Source organism: Pseudomonas sp. 31 R 17, from assembly GCF_900004915.1.
In the GTDB taxonomy this organism is placed as follows: domain Bacteria; phylum Pseudomonadota; class Gammaproteobacteria; order Pseudomonadales; family Pseudomonadaceae; genus Aquipseudomonas; species Aquipseudomonas orientalis_A.
The window spans coordinates 1-22,502 of sequence record NZ_CVTN01000076.1 but is presented as its reverse complement, the minus strand read 5'-3'; the positions used below and the strand labels follow the sequence as shown (position 1 = coordinate 22,502).

General features: G+C 60.3%; 25 protein-coding genes and 4 tRNA genes. 12 read left to right on the top strand and 17 right to left on the bottom strand.

Annotated elements, in window-relative coordinates; genetic code table 11:
- Positions 1-42 precede the first annotated feature (42 nt).
- Entirely contained in the window at positions 43-759 is a 717-nt protein-coding gene (locus BFP89_RS19985) for a DUF6602 domain-containing protein (RefSeq protein WP_065887100.1), read from the bottom strand.
- Positions 760-919: 160 nt separating this feature from the next.
- On the bottom strand, positions 920-1,153 hold the full coding sequence (locus BFP89_RS19980; RefSeq protein WP_065887099.1) for a hypothetical protein: 234 nt from the start codon (positions 1,151-1,153) through the stop codon (positions 920-922).
- 70 nt (positions 1,154-1,223) lie between these two features.
- Between BFP89_RS19980 and BFP89_RS19975 the strand changes: the two genes are divergently transcribed.
- From BFP89_RS19975 to BFP89_RS19945, 7 genes are all read left to right on the top strand, one after another.
- Entirely contained in the window at positions 1,224-3,386 is a 2,163-nt protein-coding gene (locus BFP89_RS19975) for a DNA cytosine methyltransferase (RefSeq protein WP_065887098.1), read from the top strand.
- A 249-nt stretch (positions 3,387-3,635) separates the two neighbouring features.
- Entirely contained in the window at positions 3,636-3,947 is a 312-nt protein-coding gene (locus BFP89_RS19970) for a hypothetical protein (protein WP_065887097.1), read from the top strand.
- Entirely contained in the window at positions 3,944-4,501 is a 558-nt protein-coding gene (locus BFP89_RS19965; protein WP_065887096.1) for a hypothetical protein, read from the top strand. The genes BFP89_RS19970 and BFP89_RS19965 overlap by 4 nt, the downstream gene beginning before the upstream one ends.
- Positions 4,502-5,216: 715 nt before the next feature.
- Positions 5,217-5,816, top strand: coding sequence for a hypothetical protein (locus BFP89_RS19960; RefSeq protein ID WP_065887095.1), 600 nt, complete (start codon positions 5,217-5,219; stop codon positions 5,814-5,816).
- A complete protein-coding gene (locus tag BFP89_RS19955) occupies positions 5,797-6,195 on the top strand; it encodes an HNH endonuclease (protein WP_065887094.1) in 399 nt (132 codons plus the stop codon). The genes BFP89_RS19960 and BFP89_RS19955 overlap by 20 nt, the downstream gene beginning before the upstream one ends.
- The gene (locus tag BFP89_RS19950; protein WP_065887093.1) at positions 6,192-6,776 is read left to right on the top strand and encodes a hypothetical protein; all 585 of its coding nucleotides are present in this window, start codon (positions 6,192-6,194) and stop codon (positions 6,774-6,776) included. Before BFP89_RS19955 ends, BFP89_RS19950 begins: the two co-directional genes overlap by 4 nt.
- A complete protein-coding gene (locus BFP89_RS19945) occupies positions 6,773-7,108 on the top strand; it encodes a hypothetical protein (RefSeq protein WP_065887092.1) in 336 nt (111 codons plus the stop codon). Before BFP89_RS19950 ends, BFP89_RS19945 begins: the two co-directional genes overlap by 4 nt.
- Positions 7,109-7,157: 49 nt before the next feature.
- On the opposite strand, the gene BFP89_RS19940 is transcribed toward BFP89_RS19945, so the two are convergent.
- Positions 7,158-7,400 (bottom strand): hypothetical protein, encoded by a 243-nt coding sequence (locus tag BFP89_RS19940; protein ID WP_065887091.1) that lies wholly within the window; start codon positions 7,398-7,400, stop codon positions 7,158-7,160.
- Positions 7,401-7,532: 132 nt separating this feature from the next.
- On the opposite strand from BFP89_RS19940, the gene BFP89_RS19935 reads away from it, so the two are divergent.
- From BFP89_RS19935 to BFP89_RS19920, 4 genes are read left to right on the top strand one after another with little or no spacing between them, the layout of a single operon-like run.
- Positions 7,533-8,024, top strand: a complete 492-nt coding sequence (locus tag BFP89_RS19935) for a hypothetical protein (protein ID WP_083208111.1) — start codon at positions 7,533-7,535, stop codon at positions 8,022-8,024.
- Between the two features lie 40 nt (positions 8,025-8,064).
- Positions 8,065-8,283 (top strand): hypothetical protein, encoded by a 219-nt coding sequence (locus BFP89_RS19930; RefSeq protein WP_065887090.1) that lies wholly within the window; start codon positions 8,065-8,067, stop codon positions 8,281-8,283.
- Positions 8,284-8,285: 2 nt separating this feature from the next.
- Positions 8,286-8,519, top strand: a complete 234-nt coding sequence (locus tag BFP89_RS19925) for a hypothetical protein (RefSeq protein WP_034134173.1) — start codon at positions 8,286-8,288, stop codon at positions 8,517-8,519.
- A complete protein-coding gene (locus BFP89_RS19920; protein ID WP_065887089.1) occupies positions 8,519-9,655 on the top strand; it encodes a tyrosine-type recombinase/integrase in 1,137 nt (378 codons plus the stop codon). The genes BFP89_RS19925 and BFP89_RS19920 overlap by 1 nt, the downstream gene beginning before the upstream one ends.
- Positions 9,656-9,764: 109 nt before the next feature.
- On the opposite strand, the gene BFP89_RS19915 is transcribed toward BFP89_RS19920, so the two are convergent.
- Positions 9,765-9,841 (bottom strand) — tRNA-Val (locus BFP89_RS19915).
- A gap of 184 nt (positions 9,842-10,025) precedes the next feature.
- Between BFP89_RS19915 and BFP89_RS19910 the strand changes: the two genes are divergently transcribed.
- On the top strand, positions 10,026-11,309 hold the full coding sequence (locus tag BFP89_RS19910) for an NAD(P)/FAD-dependent oxidoreductase (protein WP_065887088.1): 1,284 nt from the start codon (positions 10,026-10,028) through the stop codon (positions 11,307-11,309).
- Positions 11,310-11,466: 157 nt separating this feature from the next.
- On the opposite strand, the gene BFP89_RS19905 is transcribed toward BFP89_RS19910, so the two are convergent.
- From BFP89_RS19905 to BFP89_RS19845, 13 genes are all read right to left on the bottom strand, one after another.
- Positions 11,467-11,543 (bottom strand) — tRNA-Asp (locus BFP89_RS19905).
- A gap of 105 nt (positions 11,544-11,648) precedes the next feature.
- Positions 11,649-11,725: transfer RNA gene (locus BFP89_RS19900), tRNA-Asp, on the bottom strand.
- Between the two features lie 55 nt (positions 11,726-11,780).
- Positions 11,781-11,856: transfer RNA gene (locus tag BFP89_RS19895), tRNA-Val, on the bottom strand.
- Between the two features lie 100 nt (positions 11,857-11,956).
- Positions 11,957-12,721 (bottom strand): SDR family oxidoreductase, encoded by a 765-nt coding sequence (locus BFP89_RS19890; protein WP_034116861.1) that lies wholly within the window; start codon positions 12,719-12,721, stop codon positions 11,957-11,959.
- A gap of 11 nt (positions 12,722-12,732) precedes the next feature.
- Positions 12,733-13,944, bottom strand: coding sequence for an O-succinylhomoserine sulfhydrylase (locus BFP89_RS19885; protein ID WP_065887087.1), 1,212 nt, complete (start codon positions 13,942-13,944; stop codon positions 12,733-12,735).
- A 64-nt stretch (positions 13,945-14,008) separates the two neighbouring features.
- Entirely contained in the window at positions 14,009-15,514 is a 1,506-nt protein-coding gene (gene purF, locus BFP89_RS19880) for an amidophosphoribosyltransferase (protein ID WP_065887086.1), read from the bottom strand.
- 40 nt (positions 15,515-15,554) lie between these two features.
- Positions 15,555-16,112, bottom strand: a complete 558-nt coding sequence (locus BFP89_RS19875) for a CvpA family protein (RefSeq protein WP_003234314.1) — start codon at positions 16,110-16,112, stop codon at positions 15,555-15,557.
- 242 nt (positions 16,113-16,354) lie between these two features.
- A complete protein-coding gene (locus tag BFP89_RS19870) occupies positions 16,355-17,017 on the bottom strand; it encodes an SPOR domain-containing protein (protein WP_065887085.1) in 663 nt (220 codons plus the stop codon).
- Positions 17,001-18,308 (bottom strand): bifunctional tetrahydrofolate synthase/dihydrofolate synthase, encoded by a 1,308-nt coding sequence (folC, locus tag BFP89_RS19865; RefSeq protein ID WP_065887084.1) that lies wholly within the window; start codon positions 18,306-18,308, stop codon positions 17,001-17,003. Before folC ends, BFP89_RS19870 begins: the two co-directional genes overlap by 17 nt.
- On the bottom strand, positions 18,305-19,225 hold the full coding sequence (gene accD / locus BFP89_RS19860) for an acetyl-CoA carboxylase, carboxyltransferase subunit beta (protein WP_005789754.1): 921 nt from the start codon (positions 19,223-19,225) through the stop codon (positions 18,305-18,307). Before accD ends, folC begins: the two co-directional genes overlap by 4 nt.
- 245 nt (positions 19,226-19,470) lie before the next feature.
- Complete coding sequence (locus BFP89_RS19855; protein WP_065887083.1) at positions 19,471-20,103, bottom strand: phosphoribosylanthranilate isomerase; 633 nt, start codon at positions 20,101-20,103, stop codon at positions 19,471-19,473.
- 64 nt (positions 20,104-20,167) lie between these two features.
- Complete coding sequence (gene truA / locus BFP89_RS19850; protein ID WP_065887082.1) at positions 20,168-20,992, bottom strand: tRNA pseudouridine(38-40) synthase TruA; 825 nt, start codon at positions 20,990-20,992, stop codon at positions 20,168-20,170.
- Positions 20,993-21,162: 170 nt separating this feature from the next.
- The coding region (locus tag BFP89_RS19845; protein WP_305119632.1) for a FimV/HubP family polar landmark protein at positions 21,163-22,502 on the bottom strand (1,340 nt) is incomplete at its 5' end.

Here is a 22,502-nt window from a genome sequence, read left to right as displayed (position 1 = left end):
AGCAAACAAGGTCGATGCCCCTTAAGAGGCTAAGAATTTCCTCTATAAAAGCCAGTCAAGAGGTTTATAGTCACTCCTCGACCTTGCTGACTCCTCTAACTGATCAAACAGTAATCCGACAAACATCCTCAAACCGTAAATATCGTCATCAAATTCAATGTATCGTCCGTCGTAGTCCAGCTCAATGTTTGTCGTATCAAACATTTTATGCGTCCACAGGCCACCAGAGTCCAAATAAACCAAACCTGATGAGTTCTTAATTATAGGATTCCGATAACAAAAATCCCCCAGACTCGATACTTTAGATTCAAACCCGAAAAGAGCGCAGACTGGATAGTAGCTTTGTCCACCTTCAAGCTTTCCTTTACCTGCCATTTTCAGGCCTTGCGGATTTTCTGGATCGAAGCATTCGATCATCCTAGAAAACTGGTCCAAAGCCCTACCATCTACAACGCTTTTAACCTCAATAACTCTTAATACAGAGTCTATAAGATATACCCCTCGACCTGCCGTCTCCAAAATTGGAGGCATGGTTCGCTTATCATATATAACAATATCAACTTGAACGCTCTCGGAGCCATTTTTGTCCACAACAACGCCAGAGCCAACACCAAAATGAAAAGGCAAAAATTGCTGCAACAAATTGATCACAAACGATTCTCTCAAGGCGCCCTTTTCGCCTTTATGAAGCACCCCTCTCGTAGCAGAAAACATCGCTCTTAGCTCTGCAACTCTCGCTCTGAATATTTCTTCAAACACATGAAGCTCCTCTACCGAGATAAGTTAACAAGTCACTCAATATCACAATTCAAACTTTTGTAAGTTACTAGCAAAGCTTAAATTCGCTCCACTGCTACCTAATGTCGACTGTCGCCTCATGGTACGTTACGCCTGCGCCAACAAAATCTCAAACCGTTATCTAGATGACTCGCTCAGCAATTAGCCTTGCTCCAAGCTCACGCCCAGCAACCTGCGCCAGGCCACGGTCAACAAAGGTTCGGTACCCCGCAACAACCAGCACCACCACCTCATCACCACGCTTTACCTCGACGTTGATACGCCAGGTCTCCCGGCCCTCCTCGTCCTTGTCGCACTCCATGTAGTTCCAAACCTGAAAGCCTTCGATCTCATCGTAGATATCGTGCTTTGTCATGGTCCAGCCCATTTAGAGGGAGTGGCCATCGTAGCACCACACCCCGGGCATGGCCCGGCAAGGATCCCCTATGTCCGCACAAAATAAGAAATGCACCTTCGATTTCAAAACCCAATACGGACTCGGCTTCAACCCACAAGATGATGAAATCGTTGTCGACTTCTTCTGTGGCGGCGGCGGTGCAGGTACCGGCTTGGAAATGGGCCTGGGCCGCACGGTGAACGTGGCGAAGAACCACAGCCCTCAAGCGATCAGCATGCACACCGTTAATCACCCAGGCGCCAAGCACTTCACCACCGACGTATTTGAAGGTGACCCGGACACCGAGTGCGGCGGCAAGGCCGTCGGCTGGTTCCACATGTCGCCGGACTGCACGCACCACAGCCAGGCGGCCGGGGGTCAGCCGCGCAAGCGCGAGATCCGCAACCTTTCGTGGATCGGCCTCAAGTGGGCAGGCATGAAGCGACCCCGGGTGATCAGCCTGGAGAACGTGAAGCAGATCCTGCAGTGGGGTCGCCTGATCGCCAAGCGCGACAAGGCAACTGGCCGCGTGGTGAAGCTCGACGGCGACGTGGCTGCACCTGGTGAGGTTGTGCCGGTGGGCCAGCAGTTCCTGATTCCTGACCCCAAGCAGCGCGGCCACACCTGGCGCCGGTTCGTGGCCTTGCTGGAAGGCATGGGCTATGTCGTTGAATGGAAGGTGATCAAGGCCTGCGACTTCGGCGCGCCGACCAGCCGGGAACGCCTGTTCATGATCGCTCGGTGCGACGGGCAGCCAATCGTGTGGCCACAGCCAACCCATGCCAAACATCCCGGCAAAGGCCAGCAGAAGTGGAAAACCGCCGCTGACTGTATCGACTTCACTGAACTGGGCAAAAGCATTTTCGGTCGCAAGAAAGACCTGGCGCCGGCCACCCTGCGCCGCGTTGCCAAGGGTATGAAGAAGTTCGTCATTGATAGCGCGGCGCCATTCATTGTGCCGATCGCAAACTGGTCGGGTGAAACGGTGCAGTCGGCAGACGAGCCGCTGCGCACCATCACTTCCTACCCCAAGGGAGGCGCCTTTTCAGTGGTGAGCCCGATCATCGCACCGGCTACACACCAGGGCAGCGATCGCATCAATGACCCGCTTGAGCCGCTGCCCACCGTGACCTGTGCGAACCGTGGCGAGCTGACGTTGATCAGTCCTACGTTGATTCAGTCGGGCTACGGTGAGCGCCCAGGGCAAGAGCCGCGAGTGCCAGGCCTGGACCAACCGCTGGGCACGGTGGTTGCCGGCGGCGTTAAACACGCACTGACCAGCTCAATCCTGGTGGGGGCTGGTGGGCCAGAGTATGCCGGTCACCCAGTTACAGTAGATCAACCAGTCGGCACGCTCATGACCCGCAGTCACCGCGCGATCGCAGCAGCGCACCTGGTGAAGTTTCGATTCAACGACGCGGGCAAGGCGCTGGACGAACCACTGCCGACCATCACCAGCGGCGGCAACTATCAGCGCCCGGCCGGGGCCGCGCACGCCATGGGCATATCCACGGTGTTCATGGCCCAGATGAATGGCGGCTTCAACGCCACCGACGCCAAGAGCATCGAAGACCCGATGACCACGGTGACCAACACCGGCAGCCAGCAACAGCTGGTGGCGGCGAACCTGGTGCACTTGCGCGGCAACTGCGATGCCCGGAACGTCATTGACCCGCTGCACACCGTCAGCGCCGGCGGCCAGCACCACGGGTTGGTCAGCGCATTCATGGAGCGGGCATTCGGCGGGAGCGTGGGCCAGGGCCTGGATGATCCGGCGCCGACGATCACGGCGGGCGGCGGTGGCAAGAGCTCGCTGGTTTCACTTACGCTCTCGCCTGAGCATGAGGCCGGCGCCCTTCGTGTAGCGGCATTCCTGATCAGCTACTACGGTACCGAGAACATCAGCGCTTGCGACTCGCCTGCGCCGACGATCACCACCAAGGACCGCCTGGCCATGGTCACCGTGATGGTTAAGGGCACGCCCTACGTGATCGTCGACATCTGCTTGCGGATGCTGAAGCCGGCCGAGTTGTACAAAGCCCAAGGCTTCCCGGCCGATTACATCATCAGCCACGGTGCCGACGGCAAGCCGTTCACCAAGACTCAACAGGTGCACATGTGTGGCAACAGCGTCAGCCCGCCGCCGATGGCAGCACTGGCACGGGCAAATGACCCGTGGCGCAATGAGCAAAGCCAATCTGTCGCGGCGTAAATCAGAGCCATGGCAAAGCCGCCATCCACTCGGCGAGGCGTAGCAAAATCTGGCTAAACACCTCAATCAAGACTTGGTACATGAGTTCAGCGATGAGTTGTTTCATGCGGTAGCGCTCCGGCTTGGTTGATAGCCAAAGCTTGGCGTCACGACACTTTTGAAAACAGCCGTGAGACTTGTGCGGAGCCTTCTTACAACTTTCCCCCTTGACATCACTTCTGGTCGTGACGCGGCCATTGAGGAGTCCCCATGCCTACAGAAAAAAGCATCCCCAAACAAACCAGGGCCCAGCAATTCGTCGACAGCATGATCCGGTGCCGCGGCATCGAGTTCGCCAAGCTGGGCATGATGGTCGAGGTGGAAGGTGACCTCGGCACAATCGTCGGAATGAACGGCTCAGCGAATCTCGATGTTCAGTTCGCCAACCAGTTGAAGTACGGCAAGCACACGCACAACTGCCACCCAACCTGGAACGTCAAATACTTCGACGCCGCGGGCAAGGTGATTGCCCATTTTGACGAGTGCAAGTGCGTGTTCCGGCCGATCAAGGAGGCAGCATGATCAATCTCTTCTGGCGCCTGGTCGCCAAGCTGCTTGCGCGGCCGGCGGTTGCCGCCTGGCTCATCGCGCGCGCCCAGCGCAACCCGTACCTGCACATCATGTCCGCCGACGGCACCGAGATGTACATGGGCCGCTGGTGGCTGTTCAATCCCTACTCCCGAGAAACCCACAAGCCAGCGCTGTGGTGGTGCCCGTGGTCGTTCCGCGTGCACCACATCATGCGTCCCGACGAAGACCGGGATCTGCATGACCACCCATGGAACGCCCGCACCATCATCCTGCGAGGCTGGTACACGGAACAGCGGCTGCTCGACCATGAAGACCCAGTGCTGTCAGGCCTGAACGTGCCGGCCGGCGCCCAGGCCACCGAATGCATCGACCGCCACGCCGGCGACACCGCTCGGCTCAACCACGGCGAGTACCACCGGATCGACGAGCTATCGCCCGGCGGCGTCTACACCCTCTTCATCACCAGCAAGTGGCGTGGTGACTGGGGCTTTCTGGTCAACGGCGTGAAGGTGCCATGGCGCACCTACACTGGATCCGACAATTAGAAGGTTGTGCGCAGCGAAGTACTGGGTTTTATTCTGGAGTCGCGTATAGATGGCTCACACAAGTTCCGCAAACAGCCCTTCCAAGTTTGGCAGCACTCGTCCTTGCGGATTCCTCTGAAAGACAACTCAGGCTGATCCAAGTGGTTTCGCTGAATGTTGCCTTTTTGCAGATTGACTGAAGTTGAGATTTACACTCTCTGGGGTCTTGGCTGGTCAGCCTCCCCTCAAAAATATGGTGTTCGTCAGTTTCGCCGCGCTTGCGTATTGAATAAGTGATCATTCCGTAATCTCAATTGATGATGGCGGTACGCCATCCTCAATGATGCCTAGATTTACAAATCATTAATACCCTCCCTCTTCAAAGTCAGCCGCTATAGCGGCAAGGATTCGGCATCAGGGATAGGGAACAAATTCTCCCAACCACTCTCGGGCAATCGGAACCGCATATTCGAGCAACTCAAGCGGAACATCCGGTATGAATAACGTCACCTCGAATCGAAGCGTTTCATCATTTCGAAATATCTCAAACAACGGTCCGTTGTTACCCCTCCAGCACTCCATCGCAAGTCCATCGCGTCCTTCGACGACACTTGAGGCGCAGCAAAATCGATATTCAACTCCGTGTACGACCACATCGCACCTCCCTATCTGAGGAGGCAACGATAACTCTCCCCTCTATGAATTTGATAGCCGCTGTGGCGGCAAGGACGAAGTCATGCCTGAAGAAAAAGTCGTGATGTACGAATCCCCACAAGCTGCCAGCATCCAAACCGTCACAGGCTGGGTAGGCGCTGATGGCCGCTTCTGGGGCAAAGATGAGCATATGGCGCGCTGGTGTGGCGCCACCCATCGCCAATGCGAGAAGAATCCGGATCATCCGATCCACGAGATTCGGAGCTACTGCCAGCAGTGTCACCAGGAAAGCCGCCAAGCGAAGTTCGCAGCGATGCCCGTCAAGGAGTGGTCCGGCGAACCGTTGGTAATATTCGACAGCGACCAATATTTCTTCGACGAAGACAGCCTGCGCGACTACCTGATCGACAGCGATATCGAGCTGGCCGACCTGCAGCTCTGCATCTGCGAGCCGAACATGCCACGAGAAATAGATCCTTCGGACGTATTTGGCGACGACCTACCGGAGGACGGCGAAATCCGCGACGAACAGTTGTTCGCGGCATTCGAGTTGCTGAACGAGATGATCCGCCAATCCGAGCCCCTTTCGTGGTCGGAAGGCGAGTTCGCCGCGCAGCTCCCTCAGCCGCTCATCGACGAGATCGCCGCCGCGAGGGCCAGCCATGCGCTTGAAGAAAGCTGAGCGCGAGCAAGTTCGCCTGAAATACGGTGGGCACTGCGCCTACTGCGGGGTGCTGCTGGGTGACCGTTGGCACGCCGACCATCTCGCCCCGGTGGTGCGTGAGCTGCTATCCAAGCAGACCGCCGCCGGCACCTGGAAGCTGGTATCAGGCAAGCCGCTGCGCCCCGAGCATGACGTGCTGGAGAACATGATGCCGGCCTGCGCGCCCTGCAACATCAGCAAGGGCGGCCAAACCCTGGAAGGCTGGCGGAAATGGATCGCCGGGCACATCAACTCCCTCAACAGCTACCACCCTATCTATCGCCTGGCCAAGTCCTACGGACTGATCGCCGAGACTGGCGCGCCGGTGGTGTTCCACTTCGAAAAGGAGAATCCATGAGCATCATTGACGACGTAATGACCGACAAGATCACCCTGCACGGCCTGGGCTTTGTGCAGATCCAGTTGGAAGGCAAACAGCGCATGCACGTCTGGCACCCTGAGCTACCGCGCCGGGCGTGCTTTGAACACTCGGCCATCCACAATCACCGCTTTGATTTTGACTCCCTGGTAATAGTGGGCACGCAGATCAACGTTGAATTTGCCGAGTTGCCGCCCGCAGCTGCCTGTTTCAAGCAGGCAACGCATGAGCTGTACATCCATGAAGGCGCCCGCAGCGCCAGGGGCGGCCGGCCATGGGTGCGCAATGGAACTGTAGAGATGCTGCAAACCGGCCGACAGGCTATTGCTGCCGGGTCGACGTACCGCATGCGGGCCTACGACTTTCACCAAACAGAACCAGGTGGTGACGGAAAGGTAGCGACGATCCTGAAAAAGGGTTGGGAGGGCCAGCAAGGCGCGCAGTCGAGCTGCGTAATAGGAATTGAGCCCGATGGCGACTTCGACCGGTACCAGTGGTCACCGGCCCAGCTCTGGGAAATTGTCGCCGACGTGATGCTCGGCCAGCGGGTGAACCCATGACCGAACAGAACACCAAAGAATTTTATTCTACCGAGCTGGCCTCTCAACGTGCTGCCGACTGGTGCAAGCGAAATCCAGCGTGGCGGCGGATCTGCGATATTCCGGACCACTCGATGTTTTATAAAACTTACGACGAGATCCCGAAACGAGAACGCGCCTACTGGGAAAAAAACGGTGGCGAAGAATATTGGCGGGAATTAGGTACCGCTGAAAGCAAGGTGCCTACGGGGTTCATCACCGGCAAGGGCGAGTTTTTCGACCACGTTCTCAAGGTCCCTCTCCATCACAACTTGATGATGGTTTTCCGTGTTGGTAGAAGCTGGAAGCCATAACCCTTTAGCCCTAACCCCAATCCCCCTACATGCCTGCCGGTGCGGTACTTCATGGCAGCTGACTATCGACCCATCGCTCAGCCGCCGCCATCGCATCATCAATAGCGGACGGGTAGTCGGGCCAAGGCCCCATCAGCTCAGCTGCGACTTCGCCCAGGCCATGAATGGGCGCCGGCTCGATGATCTTCGCAGCGACCGGTGCTTTGTCGTTAGGGCGCCGCCAGACGAACTTGAGAAACATCGTTTGGCCGCGGTACGCGTGCGCAATTGGCGCATCTAGTTGATGGGGCACGCGCCCTCCTGGCGACTGGGTGGGATGAATATCCGTTTTACACCCATCCAAAAGACACAGATATCCGGGCAAAACGCCATTACTCCAATCCCCTATATGCCTGTCGGTGAGCGGCGGGCGAGGTATTCCTGCATGTCCGAATCAGAAGAAGTCACCAAGCTGAAAGCGGAAATCGCCCAGCTTCGAAAGCACCTGGTCAGGCATCACCAACTGACTGACGCGCCACTTCTCAAGAATTATGAGCCCTACAAGAGCCTGAACAAGCCCACGCAAGACGACTTCAACGCAGTTCTGGATGACCTTCGCCGCAAAGGCGCCAGCATTGATGGCGACAACGCCTACAAGCGCGATCTGTGCGACGCGGTTGTCGGCGCCTTGGCCATGGGCGCGCAAAACTCCAACTCGCCACCGGCCGGGCATTGGGGCCAGCGCTTCTGGGATATCGGGCGAGGTGAAGCCGAGGCGCGGGAAGAGTTGATCGCGGCGCTGAAGCTGAACCGCGAGAACCTGCGCGCCTGCCAGGCAACCATCCACCTTTGCGGCGGTTTTGACCCTGCCTATGTGAACGATGCCCAGGCGGCGATGAAGGTAGCAGACGAGGCACTGGCCAAGTTCTCTACATAACCCACCCACCTTCTGCCGCCCAGCGCGGCAAGGACAACCCATGTTCGCTATGAAACTCACCCTGATACTGCTGGGCGCTTTGCTGTACCTGGTAGGAACCTTCGGCTGGTTCATCTGGATCGGCCCCGACCTGGTTGGCACCGGCACCACAGAGGCGCTGCTCTACGCATTCGCCGGCACATGCGCCTGGCTGCTGATCACATTCGGCCTGGCAATCCACATCATCAAGACAGCGCGGCCCACGGTGGGCGGGAGGTAGCTATGGCAAAGGTGCTGGCGCAAATTACAGTCAAGCTGCCACGCCTCATGGAGGCGGGCGAATACAGGAAGTTGCGGTACGTCGGCGGAAAGCCGAGCCTGCAGCAGTTGAAAAAATGGATTGAGGAAGGCGAAGTGATTGGAGAGGTAAAAGGCGGGATGTATTTCGTGGACGTGCAGGCGGCGGTCATGGGGTCGAGTGACCCGCTGCTGGCCAAAATGCTGGAGATCGGGTGATGGCTGCCCGGCCCCGCACGCTGCAGAACAGAAAGCTGCCGCCTAACCTTTACCCCAACGGGAAGTACTGGCGATATCGCAACCCGGTCACCGGCGTGATGACCAGTATCAACCGCCCGCTGGAAGAGGCAATCAAGCTGGCCAGGGCGGCAAACCTCAGATTTGCAGAGCTCGTCGTCGATGACGGTTCGCTGCTGGCTGTGCTGACCGGCGACCGCCTCCCGATCGTGAGCAACCTGCTGACGCGCTTCGAAGAAGAATGGTTGCCGGGGCGCACCTATGCCGCGCGCACCCTGGAGGAGATCAAGTTCAAGATCGAGCGGTACCGGCAGGACCTGGGCGATCGTTTGATCGGGCAACTGGATGTGCTGGCAATGGCCGAATACTTGGATAACTTCAGCAACAACGCCTACACGAAGCACCGCGGGCTGTGGGTGCAGATCTTCGCCTTCGCGGTGGCCAAGGGCCTGGCCGAACGAAACAACGCCGAACTGACCCTGGTGAAGAAAGAGGCCGAGAAAAAGCGCCAGCGCCACACGCTCGATGGACTGAAGCTGATCATCGATGCCGCGACAACGCCGCCATGGCTGAAGCGGGCAATTCGCCTAGCCCTGGCCAGCCTTCAGCGCCGGGACGACATCGTGACCTGGCTGAAGTCTGCAGCTGATATGGAAAAGAACACCCTCACGGTGTCGCCAGGTAAAACACAGGGATACGAGAACCCGGTACACCTGAAGATCACCATGGGCGCAACGCTGCGGGAGGTAGTCGGGGAGTGCCTGCGGTCGCCGCTCGCCTCGCCCTACCTGATTCACTACAAGCCCAAGGCCCGCCGGCGGGAACAGATAGACGCTAAGGATCACTGGACATCCGTGACGCCGGACTACTTGACCAAGGAGTTCAGCAAGGCCAGGGACGCGGCTCACGCCTATGACCACGTGCCGGCCGGTGAGCGACCCACTTTTCACGAGATCCGCGCTTTGGGAGCATGGCTGTACGAGCAGCAGAAATTCCCACAGGAGTACATCCAGGCACTCATGGGCCACGCGGACGAGAAGATGACGAAGCACTACCAGGAGGGGCACGACGAAAAGAAGATCGAGTATGTCGAGGTGGGCGCCGAGTTGGCGTTTTGAGGTGGGAGTTTTGCAAAAGTTTTGCAAAAGTTTTGCAAATCGCGGAAAGCAAAAAGGGGTCACCGTTTCCGATGACCCCTCTAGACCGCCCAGCAGAGCGGATTTTGTTTGGTAGGCGCGATTGGACTCGAACCAACGACCCCCACCATGTCAAGGTGGTGCTCTAACCAACTGAGCTACGTGCCTGCTGTGAGGCGGCATTCTACGGAATTCCGTAGGGGTGTCAACATCTTTTTTGCAGCTAACCCTATGAATATGCGAATTTTTTATTCGCGGGTCAGGCGCCCGCGAATTACGGGTGGCTGGCAGGCTATTTTCAACTCAGGTAGCATCGTCGCACTCGTAAAAAATATAAAACAGAGGTTCCAGGATGGCGAACACCCCCTACCCCCAGTCGTATTACGCCGCCTCCGCGAACGCGGTTCCGCCGCGTCCGGCGCTGCAAGGTGAGGTCGAAACCGATGTTTGTGTGATTGGCGCCGGTTATACCGGTCTTTCCAGCGCGCTGTTTCTGCTCGAGAACGGCTTTCGCGTGACGGTCCTGGAAGCCGCCAAGGTGGGTTTTGGTGCGTCCGGTCGTAATGGTGGGCAGATCGTCAATAGCTACAGCCGCGACATTGATGTCATCGAGCGCAGCGTCGGGCCCAGGCAGGCGCAGTTGCTGGGCGAGATGGCCTTCGAGGGCGGCAGGATCATTCGTGAGCGCGTGGCCAAATATCAGATCCAGTGCGACTTGAAGCATGGCGGAGTGTTCGCCGCGCTCAACAGCAAGCACATGGGCCACCTGGAATCACAGAAGCGCCTGTGGGAGCGTTACGGCCATACGCAACTGGAACTGCTGGACGAGCGTCGCATCCGCGAAGTCGTGGCGTGTGACAACTATGTAGGCGGCCTGCTAGACATGAGCGGTGGGCATATCCACCCACTTAACCTGGCATTGGGCGAAGCGGCGGCCGTCGAGTCCCTCGGCGGCACAATCCATGAGCAGTCGGCCGCCGTGCGTATCGAGCGCGGCGCCAACCCGGTGGTGCATACCGCCGAAGGCAAGGTCAGGGCCAAGTTCATCATCGTTGCGGGCAATGCCTACCTGGGCAACCTGGTGCCGGAGCTGGCGGCCAAATCAATGCCGTGCGGCACCCAGGTGATTACCACTGCGCCACTGGGCGACGAATTGGCCAGGACCTTGTTGCCGCAGGACTACTGTGTCGAAGACTGCAACTACCTGCTCGACTACTACCGCCTCACGAGCGACAAGCGCCTGATCTTCGGCGGCGGCGTGGTGTATGGCGCGCGGGACCCGGCGAATATCGAGGCGATCATCCGGCCAAAGATGCTCAAGGCGTTCCCGCAGCTCAAGGACGTGAAGATCGACTACGCCTGGACCGGCAATTTCCTGCTGACCCTGTCGCGCCTGCCGCAGGTGGGCCGCCTCGGCGACAACATCTATTACTCGCAAGGCTGCAGCGGCCATGGCGTGACGTATACGCACCTGGCCGGCAAGGTCCTCGCCGAGGCATTGAGAGGCCAGGCCGAGCGCTTTGACGCCTTTGCCGACCTGCCCCATTACCCGTTCCCGGGTGGACAGCTGTTGCGCACCCCCTTTGCCGCAATGGGCGCGTGGTATTACGGGCTGCGGGACAAGCTGGGTTTTTGATGAACAAGGGGAGCCGGTTCGCCGGCTTCTTGCCCGGAACGACAAATCGCGGACACAAAAAACCCCGGTCTTTCGACCAGGGTCTTTGCTATCGAATCAAGGTCCGCCAATGGCTTCGCTTGTGCTTCAAGGCGTTCAGTGGGCCTTGAAGCTGATATGGCGCAGCGGACGGGACTCGAACCCGCGACCCCCGGCGTGACAGGCCGGTATTCTAACCGACTGAACTACCGCTGCGTATCGCTTGGCTGACTGAGCGTAAAGCCTCAATCACCTTTAAACATCTGATCGATCAACCTGGGTTGTTCAATCTCAAGTCCGACACATCGAACCTGGAAAATATGGCGCAGCGGACGGGACTCGAACCCGCGACCCCCGGCGTGACAGGCCGGTATTCTAACCGACTGAACTACCGCTGCGCGTCGGTGCAACCTTTAACGTTGCGTCTTGCCCTAAGGCAAAACTCTCAAGAAGTGGTGGGTGATGACGGGATCGAACCGCCGACCCTCTGCTTGTAAGGCAGATGCTCTCCCAGCTGAGCTAATCACCCTTTGCTTCGTTGAGGCCGCGAAATTTACGCAGATAGCGGACCTAAGTCAATAGCCCGCTTGAAGTTTTTCTGAAAAAGACAAAAATGCTTCAAGACCGCCCTACTCGCTGTAGATCATCTTCTTGCTCATTCCGCCGTCCACCACGAACTCCTGCCCGGTGACAAACCCGGCCTGGCGCGACAGCAGCCACGCCACCATGGCCGCCACGTCCTCCACCGTCCCTACCCGGCCCGCCGGATGCTGCGCATGGTCGGCATCGGTAAGCGGCTCGGCCCGCCGCGCAGCAGGATCTCGCGCATCGATCCAGCCGGGGCTGACCGCATTGACCCGCACTTCCGGCCCCAGGCTCATCGCCAGGGCGTGAGTCAGCGCCAGCAGGCCACCCTTGCTCGCCGCGTAGGCTTCGGTGTCCGGCTCCGACTGGCGGGCCCGTGTCGAGGCCAAATTGACGATAGCGCCACCATGGGCGCGCAGGTACGGTGCGCAATGCTTGGCCAGCAGCATCGGCCCACTGAGATTGACTGCCAGCACGCGGTTCCAGTACGCCAGGTCGAGGCTTTCCAGGGTGATATTGCGTGGATCGGCCACCGCCGCATTGCACACCAGCGCATCCAGGCGCCCAAACTGCCCCAATACCTCGGCGACACCCTGGGCCACTTGCTTCTCGTCGGCCACGTCCATGGTGATAAACCAGGCATTCTCGCCCAGCACCTTGGACACCCTGGAACCGCGCTCGCGGTCCAGGTCGGTCAACACCACCTGCCAGCCTTCGCTGATCAGCCACGCCGCAATCCCGAGGCCAATGCCGCGCGCCGCACCGGTCACCAGCGCAACGCGCCCATTACTGGCCGCTGCGGCCTCCATGGACCACTCGGTCACAAAGCCGCCAGCCCGCGGGCCAGGTCAGCCTGCAAGTCGGCGACATCTTCCAGCCCGACCGCGACGCGAATCAGGCTGTCACGGATGCCCGCGGCTTCGCGCTCCTGCGGCGCCAGGCGCCCGTGGGAGGTGGTGCCCGGGTGCGTGATGGTGGTTTTGCTGTCGCCCAGGTTGGCGGTGATCGAGATCAGTCGCGTGGCATCGATAAAGCGCCAGGCGCCCTCTTTGCCGCCCTTCACCTCGAAACTCACCACCGCGCCGAACCCGCGCTGCTGGCGCTGGGCCAATGCGTGCTGCGGATGACTCTTGAGGCCGGCGTAATGCACCTTCTCGATACCGTCCTGCTGTTCCAGCCATTCGGCCAGGGCCTGGGCGTTGGCGCAATGGGCCTTCATGCGCAGACCGAGGGTTTCCAGGCCTTTGAGGAAGATCCACGCGTTGAACGGGCTCAGGGTCGGGCCGGCGGTGCGCAGGAAGCCCACCACTTCCTTCATCTGCTCGCTGCGACCGGCCACCACGCCGCCCATGCAACGGCCCTGGCCGTCGATGAACTTGGTGGCCGAGTGCACCACGATGTCCGCGCCCAACTTCAACGGCTGTTGCAGGGCCGGGGTGCAGAAGCAGTTATCCACGATCAGCATCGCGCCCTTGGCGTGCGCCACTTCGGACAGCGCGGCGATATCCACCAGCTCAGCCAGCGGATTGGACGGCGACTCGACGAACAGCAGCTTTGTATTGGGCTTGATCGCCGCATCCCACCCGGACACATCCGCCAGGGGCACGTAGTCCACTTCGATACCGAAGCGCTTGAAATACTTCTCGAACAGGCTGATGGTCGAACCGAACACGCTGCGCGACACCAGCACGTGGTCGCCGGCGCTGCACAGGCTCATCACCACCGCCAGGATGGCAGCCATGCCGGTCGCCGTGGCCACCGCCTGCTCCGCGCCTTCCAGGGCGGCAATGCGCTCTTCGAACGCACGTACGGTCGGGTTGGTATAGCGCGAGTAAACGTTGCCCGGCACTTCACCGGCAAAGCGCGCGGCGGCGTCGGCCGCCGTGCGGAACACATAACTGGAGGTGAAGAACATCGGGTCACCGTGCTCCCCTTCCGGGGTACGGTGCTGGCCGGCGCGCACAGCCAGGGTATCGAAAGCTACGCCATCGAGGTCGCTGTCCAACCGACCGGCATCCCATTCCTGACTCATGCTGCCACTCCTCATATATTCTTTATTTAAGATACAAAACCGGCCCCTCAGGGCCGGTGTCTACTCAGTTGTTGTACAGATCGATGATCGCACTGACCGCCTGGGTCTTGATCTTGGACGAGTCGTTGCGCGCCTGCTCGATCTTGTTCAGGTAGGCGTCATCGATATCACCGGTCACGTACTTGCCATCGAACACGGCGCAGTCGAACTCGGCGATCTTGATCTTGCCGCCGCCCACCGCTTCGATCAGGTCAGGCAGGTCCTGGTAGATCAACCAGTCAGCACCGATCAGGTCCGCCACGTCTTGCGTGGAACGATTGTGGGCGATCAGTTCGTGGGCGCTCGGCATGTCGATACCGTATACGTTCGGGTAGCGCACGGCAGGCGCCGCAGAACAGAAGTACACGTTCTTCGCACCGGCTTCACGGGCCATCTGGATGATCTGCTTGCAGGTGGTGCCGCGTACGATCGAGTCATCCACCAGCATAACGTTCTTGCCGCGGAATTCCAGCTCGATGGCGTTCAGCTTCTGGCGTACCGATTTCTTGCGTGCGGCCTGGCCGGGCATGATGAAGGTACGGCCGATGTAGCGGTTCTTGACGAAGCCTTCGCGGAACTTGACGCCCAGGTGGTTGGCCAGCTCCAGCGCGGCGGTACGGCTGGTGTCCGGGATGGGGATGACCACGTCGATGTCGTGTTCGGGACGCTCGCGCAGGATCTTGTCGGCCAGCTTCTCACCCATGCGCAGGCGAGCTTTATAGACCGATACGCCGTCGATGATCGAGTCCGGACGCGCCAGGTAGACGTGTTCGAAGATGCATGGCGTGAGTGTCGGCGCAACCGCGCACTGACGGGTGTGCAGCTTGCCGTCTTCGGTGATGTAGACCGCTTCACCCGGTGCCAGGTCGCGGATCAACGTGAAGCCCAGCACATCCAGGGATACGCTTTCGGAGGCGATCATGTACTCCACGCCTTCGTCGGTGTGACGCTGGCCGAACACGATCGGGCGGATGCCGTGGGGGTCACGGAAACCAACGATGCCGTAACCGGTGATCATCGCCACCACGGCATAACCACCGACGCAACGGTTGTGCACGTCGATCACTGCGGCGAACACGTCTTCTTCGGTGGGCTGCAGCTTGCCGCGCTGGGCCAACTCGTGGGCGAATACGTTGAGCAACACTTCCGAGTCGGAGCTGGTGTTGACGTGGCGCAGGTCGGATTCGTAAATCTCCTTGGCCAGCTGTTCAACGTTGGTCAGGTTGCCGTTATGCGCCAAGGTAATGCCGTAAGGCGAGTTGACGTAGAACGGTTGAGCTTCGGCCGAGGTCGAGCTACCGGCGGTCGGGTAACGCACATGGCCAATGCCCATGTGCCCGACCAGGCGCTGCATATGACGCTGGTGGAACACGTCACGTACCAGGCCATTGTCCTTGCGCAGGAATAACCGGCCGTCGTGGCTGGTCACAATACCGGCAGCGTCCTGGCCGCGGTGCTGGAGGACGGTTAGCGCGTCATACAGCGCCTGATTGACGTTCGACTTACCGACGATACCGACGATGCCACACATGCGACGCAACCCCTACTTAATGAATCTTGACTGAACACTCTTACTGAGGCGTTTTGGCCGGCAAGAGGTGTTCCTTGAACGGAAGATCAGCGGGTACGCTGATTCCGCTGGCCAGCCACTGACTGCTCCACCCCAGAATGAGGTTCTTGGACCAATCTGCAACCAATAGAAATTTTGGCACGAGTACCGACTCCTGCCACCACGCATCCTGCTGTACCGGCCCCAGGCTCAACAGCCCGACCGCCACGACCACCAGCAACGCGCCACGCGCGGCGCCGAAGGCCATGCCGAGAAATCGATCGGTCCCGGAGAGGCCGGTGACACGTATCAACTCGCCAATCAGATAATTGACCATTGCCCCCACCAGCAGCGTGGCGATGAACATGATGGCGCAGCCCGCGATGACGCGGGCCGAAGGCGTCTCTATGTACCCGGCCAGGTAGACCGACAGTGAACCACCGAACATCCAGGCTACGACTCCTGCGATGATCCAGGTCAGCAACGACAGTGCTTCTTTGACGAAGCCGCGGCTCAGACTGATCAACGCGGAGATGGCGACGATTGCAACGATCGCCCAATCAACCCAGGTAAATGGCACAGTGCAGCCTACGTACGGATAAGGCGGCGCATTTTAGCAGAGCGCCGGGCTATCGGTAAGCGGTGATTACGGGTGCTTTGCAAATCAATCAATTGGGCAATGGGAACACTGTTTCAAGACCGCCGAAAACCAATGTGGGAGGGGGCTTGCCCCCGATGGCGGTGGTTCAGTATCAGATGTGCTGACTGATCCACCGCCATCGGGGGCAAGCCCCCTCCCACATGTTGACCTTATCGTCCCGCCTAGCCGCGCTCAGGCTGGAAACGGGTCACAAACCCCTTGAGGTTCTGCTGGCGATCGAGCAAATCGCGCAGGCGATCCGCTTCGGCGCGCTCGATCAGCGGCCCGATAAACACACGGTTCTTGCCATCGGCGCTGCGGATATACGCGTTGTAGCCCTGGGCCCGCAGTTTTTTCTGCAAGGCGTCGGCACCTTCACGGTTGCCCAGGCTGGCCACTTGAATCGACCAACTGATCGGCAACCCATTCGGGTCGATACGACTCTGACCTACGTCCGGCTTGCCCGGCGCGGCAGGCTGTGGCGCGACCGGCTTGGGCGCAGGTGTCGGCGCGGCAGGCTTGGCGGCTGCGACAGGCGCTGACGGAGCCGGTTTGACCACAGGAACACTCGGCTGCACCGGCATGGAAGGCGCCTGCTGGGCAGCGACCTCGGCATCGGTCGGCACGGGCTCTTCCTCAGGCAGCGCCTGCGGTTCAGGCACCACCACCGGTTCCACCTGAACCTGGGGCACCACCGGCGCCTGGGGCGCAGCGGGCGCTTCAACCACTATCTGGCGCTGTTCGTCCTGACGGGAAAACAGCATCGGCAGGAAAATCACCGCCAATGCCACCAACACCAGGGCTCCGACCATTCGCTGCTTGTATGCGCTATCGAGTAATGCCATGTGCAGCTTCCTCCGTGGAGCGCCGGGCCAGCCATTCGAGCGCCTCGGCAACACAATAAAATGATCCGAACAACAGAATCTCGTCGTCGGCCGTCGCCACCGCACATTGCGCCTCAAGGGCGGCAGTGACGCTTGCATACGACGCCACCGGCGCACCAAGGTTCTGCAAGGCGATTTGCAGTTCAGCCGCCGCACGGCTACGCGGCGTATCCAGCGGCGCAACGACCCAGGACTCTACGCTGCCGAGCAACGGCGCAACCACGCCATCAAGATCCTTGTCAGCCAGCAAGCCGAACACCGCCAGGCGACGGCCGGACAATGGCGTGCGCATCAGCCGTTGCGCCAGGTATTCTGCAGCGTGGGGGTTATGACCGACATCCAGCAGCAGGTTAAGACGCTTGCCTTGCCACTCGACGGTGCGCCGATCCAGGCGCCCCACAACCCGCGTCGCCAGCAGGGTTGCGGCAATGTACCCGGCATCCCACGGCAGATCCAGCAACAGATAGGCTTGCAGCGCGAGTGCGGCATTCTCCATCGGCAGGTTCAGCAGCGGCAAATCGCGCAGCACTACCTGTTGACCCCGGGCATCGCGCCCGGACCACTGCCAATGCTGATCGCCGATCTCGAGATTGAATTCGCGCCCGCGCAGGTAGAACGGGCAATCGAGCTCCCGCACCTTGTCCAGCAAGGGCTGCGGTGGGTCAAGATCACCGCACAGCGCAGGTTTGCCGGGGCGAAAAATCCCGGCCTTTTCGTAAGCCACGGATTCGCGGGTATCGCCCAGGTAATCGACATGGTCGACACCGATACTGGTGACCAGCGCCACGTCGGCGTCCACCACGTTGACCGTGTCCAGACGCCCGCCCAGGCCCACTTCCAGCACGACGATATCGAGTTGCGCACGCTCGAACAGCCACAGCGCCGCCAGGGTGCCCATCTCGAAATAGGTCAGGGAAATGTCGCCACGCCCGGCATCGAGGGCGGCGAAGGCTTCGCAGAGTTGCGCGTCGCTCGCGTCGACGCCATTGAGCTGCACCCGCTCGTTATAGCGCAGCAGGTGCGGCGAACTGTAGACGCCGACTTTCAGCCCCTGGGCCTGCAGCAGCGCGGCGACAAAGGCGCAGGTCGAGCCTTTGCCGTTGGTGCCGGTTACGGTGATAACACGCGGTGCCGGGCGCCCCAACCCCAGGCGGGCCGCTACCTGTTGCGAGCGCTCCAGGCCCATGTCGATGGCGGACGGATGCAACTGCTCGAGGTAGGCGAGCCATTCGCCCAGGGTACGTTGGGTCATAGGTTTGCCGGCACCGGCGGCACGACAATCGGCTCGACTTTAGGCGCGACGTAGACAGGCGTTGGCAGGCCCATCATTTGCGCCAGCAAGTTACCCAGGCGTGGCCGCAGCTCACCGCGCGGGATAATCAGGTCGATGGCGCCGTGCTCGAGCAGGAACTCGCTGCGCTGGAAACCTTCCGGCAATTTTTCACGCACGGTCTGCTCAATGACGCGCGGGCCGGCAAAGCCGATCAGGGCCTTGGGCTCGCCGACGATCACGTCGCCCAGCATCGCCAGGCTGGCGGAAACGCCGCCGTATACCGGGTCGGTCAATACCGAGATGAACGGAATGCCTTCTTCGCGCAGACGCGCCAATACCGCCGAGGTCTTGGCCATTTGCATCAGGGAAATCAGCGCTTCCTGCATACGCGCGCCACCGGAGGCGGCGAAGCAGATCATCGGGCAGCGGTTTTCCAGGGCATAGTTGGCGGCGCGCACGAAACGCTCGCCGACGATGGCACCCATGGAGCCGCCCATGAAGGAGAATTCGAACGCCGACACCACCACCGGCATGCCCAGCAACTTGCCGCTGACGGAGATCAGCGCGTCTTTCTCGCCGGTCTGCTTTTGCGCGCCGACCAGACGGTCCTTGTACTTCTTGCTGTCGCGGAACTTGAGACGGTCGACCGGCTCCAGGTCAGCGCCCAGCTCGTTGCGGCCGTCGGCGTCGAGGAAGATGTCGATACGCGCGCGCGCGCCAATACGCATGTGGTGGTTGCACTTGGGGCAAACGTCCAGGGTCTTTTCCAGCTCCGGGCGGTACAGCACCGCGTCGCAGGATGGGCACTTGTGCCACAGACCTTCAGGAACCGAGCTTTTCTTCACCTCGGAACGCATGATCGAAGGGATCAGTTTGTCTACTAACCAGTTGCTCATGCTTTCTTTCTCCAGTACCGGTGGCTTGAACACAGCCCCGCGTATGCCCTTGAGCTAAATTCATATGTGGCGATGATGTCGGCGGGACGGGGTCAGAGGTTCGACCAGCCATTCCCCGCCTGTATCCTCAGCCTTCCAGACAACCTGCCAGCGCAGGGTTGCCACTTCGTTTCCGGGCCTCCCGCGGGCGGCGCCGGTGCTGTTTTACACAGTGGTAGTTATGGACGGCGGCAGACTGCCAGCCGTCACATCGCACCGCTGCTGTTGCGCACGGCCTGCATGAACGCGCGAATCCTGGCGTGATCCTTGATGCCCTTGCCCTGCTCCACCCCGCCACTGACATCCACGGCATACGGCCGAACCTGCTCGATGGCGGCGCCGACATTCGACGGGGTGAGCCCACCGGCCAGGATCAGCGGCTTGCTCAAGCCCGCCGGGATCAGCGACCAGTCGAACGCTTCGCCCGTACCGCCGGGAACGCCTTCGACATAGGTGTCCAGCAGAATCCCGCGCGCGCCCGTATAAGTGGCACAGGCGGCGGCGATATCGTCGCCGGCCTTGACGCGCAGCGCCTTGATATAGGGGCGCTGATAGCTCTCGCATTCGTCCGGGGTTTCGTCGCCATGAAACTGCAGCATGTCCAGCGGCACGGCATCCAGGGTTTCATTGAGTTCACACCGGCTGGCATTGACGAACAAGCCCACGGTGGTCACGAACGGTGGCAGCGCGGCGATGATGGCCCGCGCCTGCAACACATCCACCGCGCGTGGGCTCTTGGGGTAAAACACCAGACCTATGGCATCCGCCCCCGCCTCGACCGCCGCCAGCGCGTCTGCGATGCGGGTAATCCCGCAAATCTTGCTGCGAACGGCTGACATATCGTAGAAACCTCAGGGATTGAACCGAGAAAGTCCCGGATGGTAACAAAAGCGCTTGCGGGCGTCAGCCGCCAAGTTCGCTGAAACCGGTGAGGAAGTGTGGCCCGATAAAACGCTCCGGCAGTTCGAACTCATCGCGGTACTCCACCTCCACCAGATACAGGCCGAACGGATGCGCCGTCACTCCGCCGGTACGGCGCACGCGGCTTTCCAGCACTTCCCTGGCCCACTCCACCGGACGTTCGCCGGTACCGATGGTCATCAACACACCCGCAATGTTACGCACCATGTGGTGCAGGAATGCCCCGGCACGGATATCCAGCACAATCATCTTGCCATGACGGGTCACGCGCAGATGGTGGACTTCCTTGATCGGCGATTTGGCCTGGCATTGGCCGGCACGGAATGCGCTGAAATCATGCACCCCGACAAGATGCTGCGCAGCCTCGGCCATGCGCTCGGCATCCAGCGGGCGGTGGTTCCAGGTAATTTCCTGGTTCAAGTGCGCCGGGCGGATCTGATCGTTGTAGATCACGTAGCGGTAGCGCCGGGCGATGGCCTTGAAGCGCGCATGAAAATGCGCCGGCATGACCTTGGCCCATGTGACGCTGACGTCATGGGGCAGGTTGATATTGGCGCCCATTACCCAGGCTTTCATCGAGCGTTCGGCCTGGGTATCGAAATGCACCACTTGGCCGCAGGCATGCACCCCCGCGTCGGTCCGCCCGGCACACATCAGCGACACCGGCGAGTCAGCGACTTTCGACAAAGCGTTTTCCAGGGTTTCCTGCACCGTCAGCACGCCGGATGCCTGGCGCTGCCAGCCGCGATAGCGCGAGCCTTTGTATTCCACGCCGAGGGCGATGCGGTAAAAGCCTGCGGCCGCCATTTCGGCGGCCGCGTTATCTATATTTGCCAAGAACTGAGAGCCTGATGAGTTGCGCGAAGGCGGCCATTATAAAGGCGACGGCTGCACGACGGGCGCTTTTGTTGGGGAGGGGCGCCAAGCCAACTGTGGGGAGAAGCACGCCCTGCCCCACAGTGGATGTTTATCAGCCTTCAGATCCGGCCGAGCATTTCCTTGGCCTCGCCGCGCTGGCTCTCGTTGCCCTCGGTCAGCACTTCGGACAGGATATCCTTGGCGCCATCGGCATCGCCCATGTCGATATAGGCCTGGGCGAGGTCCAGCTTGGTGGCGACCTCATCGGTGCCCGAAAGGAAATCGAACTCGGGCTCATCGTCACCGAGCGCCGCATCTTCAGCCGTGAACGATGGCTCGATGGAGGGATGCTCCAGGCTCTGGGACAGACGGTCCAGTTCGGCGTTGACGTCATCCAGCTCCGATGCGAAGGCGTCCGGCTTGGCCGCCGATTCGGGCTCGTCCGCCAGGGAGAGGTCGAAATCTTCCGGCAAATCGAAGTCATCCAGGGCCGTAGGGGCCAGGGTCGGCGGCTCGACGGCAGGCGCATCCTTCATCTGCTCTTCGAGCCCGGAGAGGAAGTCATCGTCCGATTGCGCGGACGCCGGTGCATCCAGTTGCAGATCCAGGTCGAAGTCCGACAGGTCGTCGGCACTGGCATTGGCTGCCGTCTGCTGCTGAAGAAGCGCCTCGAATGTCTGCTGATCGTCGTTGACCTCAGCCGGCGATGCCGCCTCCAGCTCGTCCAGACTCAGATCGAAATCGGTATCCACGGGCTCTGGCTGCGATGCGGCCGGCTTGTCTTCCAGCAAGTCCTTGACGTACTGGGCGTCCAGGGCCGCAGCGGCCACTGCCGCACTTACGCCTGCCGCCAACACCGCCATGGCCGGGAAACGACTTTTGAGCTGCTCGACCTGGGCATGGTTTTCACCGTTGGCCACCAGTTGACGCTCCTGGTTGACGAAACCGTCCTTGTTATTTTGCAGCCCGTACACTTCCATCAATTTCAGACGCAGGTCGCTGCGCTTGGGCTCGCGCTTGATCGCTTGCTCAAGTACATCAGCCGCCTGGTTCAGGTGGCCACGGTCAATATGGGACTGGGCCTGGGCCAGCGCATCGCTGGCGTTCTGCGGGGCAACTGCAACCGCCAGCGGCGCAAGCACGGAGGCGACGCTCGGCACGACCGGCTCAACCACCGGAGCGCGCGCAGGCGCAGGCGTGGGCGCAGCATTCAGCGGCGCCACTTCCAGGCCTTCGAAACTGTCGGAGGGCAGGTCGCGCTCCAGGCTCGATGTGAACTCCGGCTCTTCAGCCAGCGCTCGCGCCATGCGCAGGTGCTTCTCTTCTTCAAGACGGGCGTTGCGATGGCGTACCCACAGCAGCAGGAGCAGCAACGCCAGGATGACGGCTGCGCCACCAAGCACACCGAGCACGATGGGGTTGGTCAACAGCTCATTGAATTTGCCTTCGGTGGTTGCAG

What these genes read in the sequence shown, in the direction of transcription:
- BFP89_RS19890 (WP_034116861.1), bottom strand. Translation starts at nt 12,721, where the DNA reads ATGGAGGCCGCAGCGGCCAGTAATGGGCGCGTTGCGCTGGTGACCGGT.
- BFP89_RS19950 (WP_065887093.1), top strand. Translation starts at nt 6,192, where the DNA reads ATGAGCATCATTGACGACGTAATGACCGACAAGATCACCCTGCACGGC.
- accD (WP_005789754.1), bottom strand. Translation starts at nt 19,225, where the DNA reads ATGAGCAACTGGTTAGTAGACAAACTGATCCCTTCGATCATGCGTTCC.
- BFP89_RS19870 (WP_065887085.1), bottom strand. Translation starts at nt 17,017, where the DNA reads ATGGCATTACTCGATAGCGCATACAAGCAGCGAATGGTCGGAGCCCTG.
- folC (WP_065887084.1), bottom strand. Translation starts at nt 18,308, where the DNA reads ATGACCCAACGTACCCTGGGCGAATGGCTCGCCTACCTCGAGCAGTTG.
- BFP89_RS19935 (WP_083208111.1), top strand. Translation starts at nt 7,533, where the DNA reads ATGTCCGAATCAGAAGAAGTCACCAAGCTGAAAGCGGAAATCGCCCAG.
- BFP89_RS19970 (WP_065887097.1), top strand. Translation starts at nt 3,636, where the DNA reads ATGCCTACAGAAAAAAGCATCCCCAAACAAACCAGGGCCCAGCAATTC.
- BFP89_RS19855 (WP_065887083.1), bottom strand. Translation starts at nt 20,103, where the DNA reads ATGTCAGCCGTTCGCAGCAAGATTTGCGGGATTACCCGCATCGCAGAC.
- BFP89_RS19910 (WP_065887088.1), top strand. Translation starts at nt 10,026, where the DNA reads ATGGCGAACACCCCCTACCCCCAGTCGTATTACGCCGCCTCCGCGAAC.
- BFP89_RS19925 (WP_034134173.1), top strand. Translation starts at nt 8,286, where the DNA reads ATGGCAAAGGTGCTGGCGCAAATTACAGTCAAGCTGCCACGCCTCATG.
- BFP89_RS19960 (WP_065887095.1), top strand. Translation starts at nt 5,217, where the DNA reads ATGCCTGAAGAAAAAGTCGTGATGTACGAATCCCCACAAGCTGCCAGC.
- BFP89_RS19955 (WP_065887094.1), top strand. Translation starts at nt 5,797, where the DNA reads ATGCGCTTGAAGAAAGCTGAGCGCGAGCAAGTTCGCCTGAAATACGGT.
- BFP89_RS19965 (WP_065887096.1), top strand. Translation starts at nt 3,944, where the DNA reads ATGATCAATCTCTTCTGGCGCCTGGTCGCCAAGCTGCTTGCGCGGCCG.
- BFP89_RS19930 (WP_065887090.1), top strand. Translation starts at nt 8,065, where the DNA reads ATGTTCGCTATGAAACTCACCCTGATACTGCTGGGCGCTTTGCTGTAC.
- BFP89_RS19920 (WP_065887089.1), top strand. Translation starts at nt 8,519, where the DNA reads ATGGCTGCCCGGCCCCGCACGCTGCAGAACAGAAAGCTGCCGCCTAAC.
- truA (WP_065887082.1), bottom strand. Translation starts at nt 20,992, where the DNA reads ATGGCGGCCGCAGGCTTTTACCGCATCGCCCTCGGCGTGGAATACAAA.
- BFP89_RS19975 (WP_065887098.1), top strand. Translation starts at nt 1,224, where the DNA reads ATGTCCGCACAAAATAAGAAATGCACCTTCGATTTCAAAACCCAATAC.
- purF (WP_065887086.1), bottom strand. Translation starts at nt 15,514, where the DNA reads ATGTGTGGCATCGTCGGTATCGTCGGTAAGTCGAACGTCAATCAGGCG.
- BFP89_RS19945 (WP_065887092.1), top strand. Translation starts at nt 6,773, where the DNA reads ATGACCGAACAGAACACCAAAGAATTTTATTCTACCGAGCTGGCCTCT.
- BFP89_RS19885 (WP_065887087.1), bottom strand. Translation starts at nt 13,944, where the DNA reads ATGAGTCAGGAATGGGATGCCGGTCGGTTGGACAGCGACCTCGATGGC.
- BFP89_RS19980 (WP_065887099.1), bottom strand. Translation starts at nt 1,153, where the DNA reads ATGACAAAGCACGATATCTACGATGAGATCGAAGGCTTTCAGGTTTGG.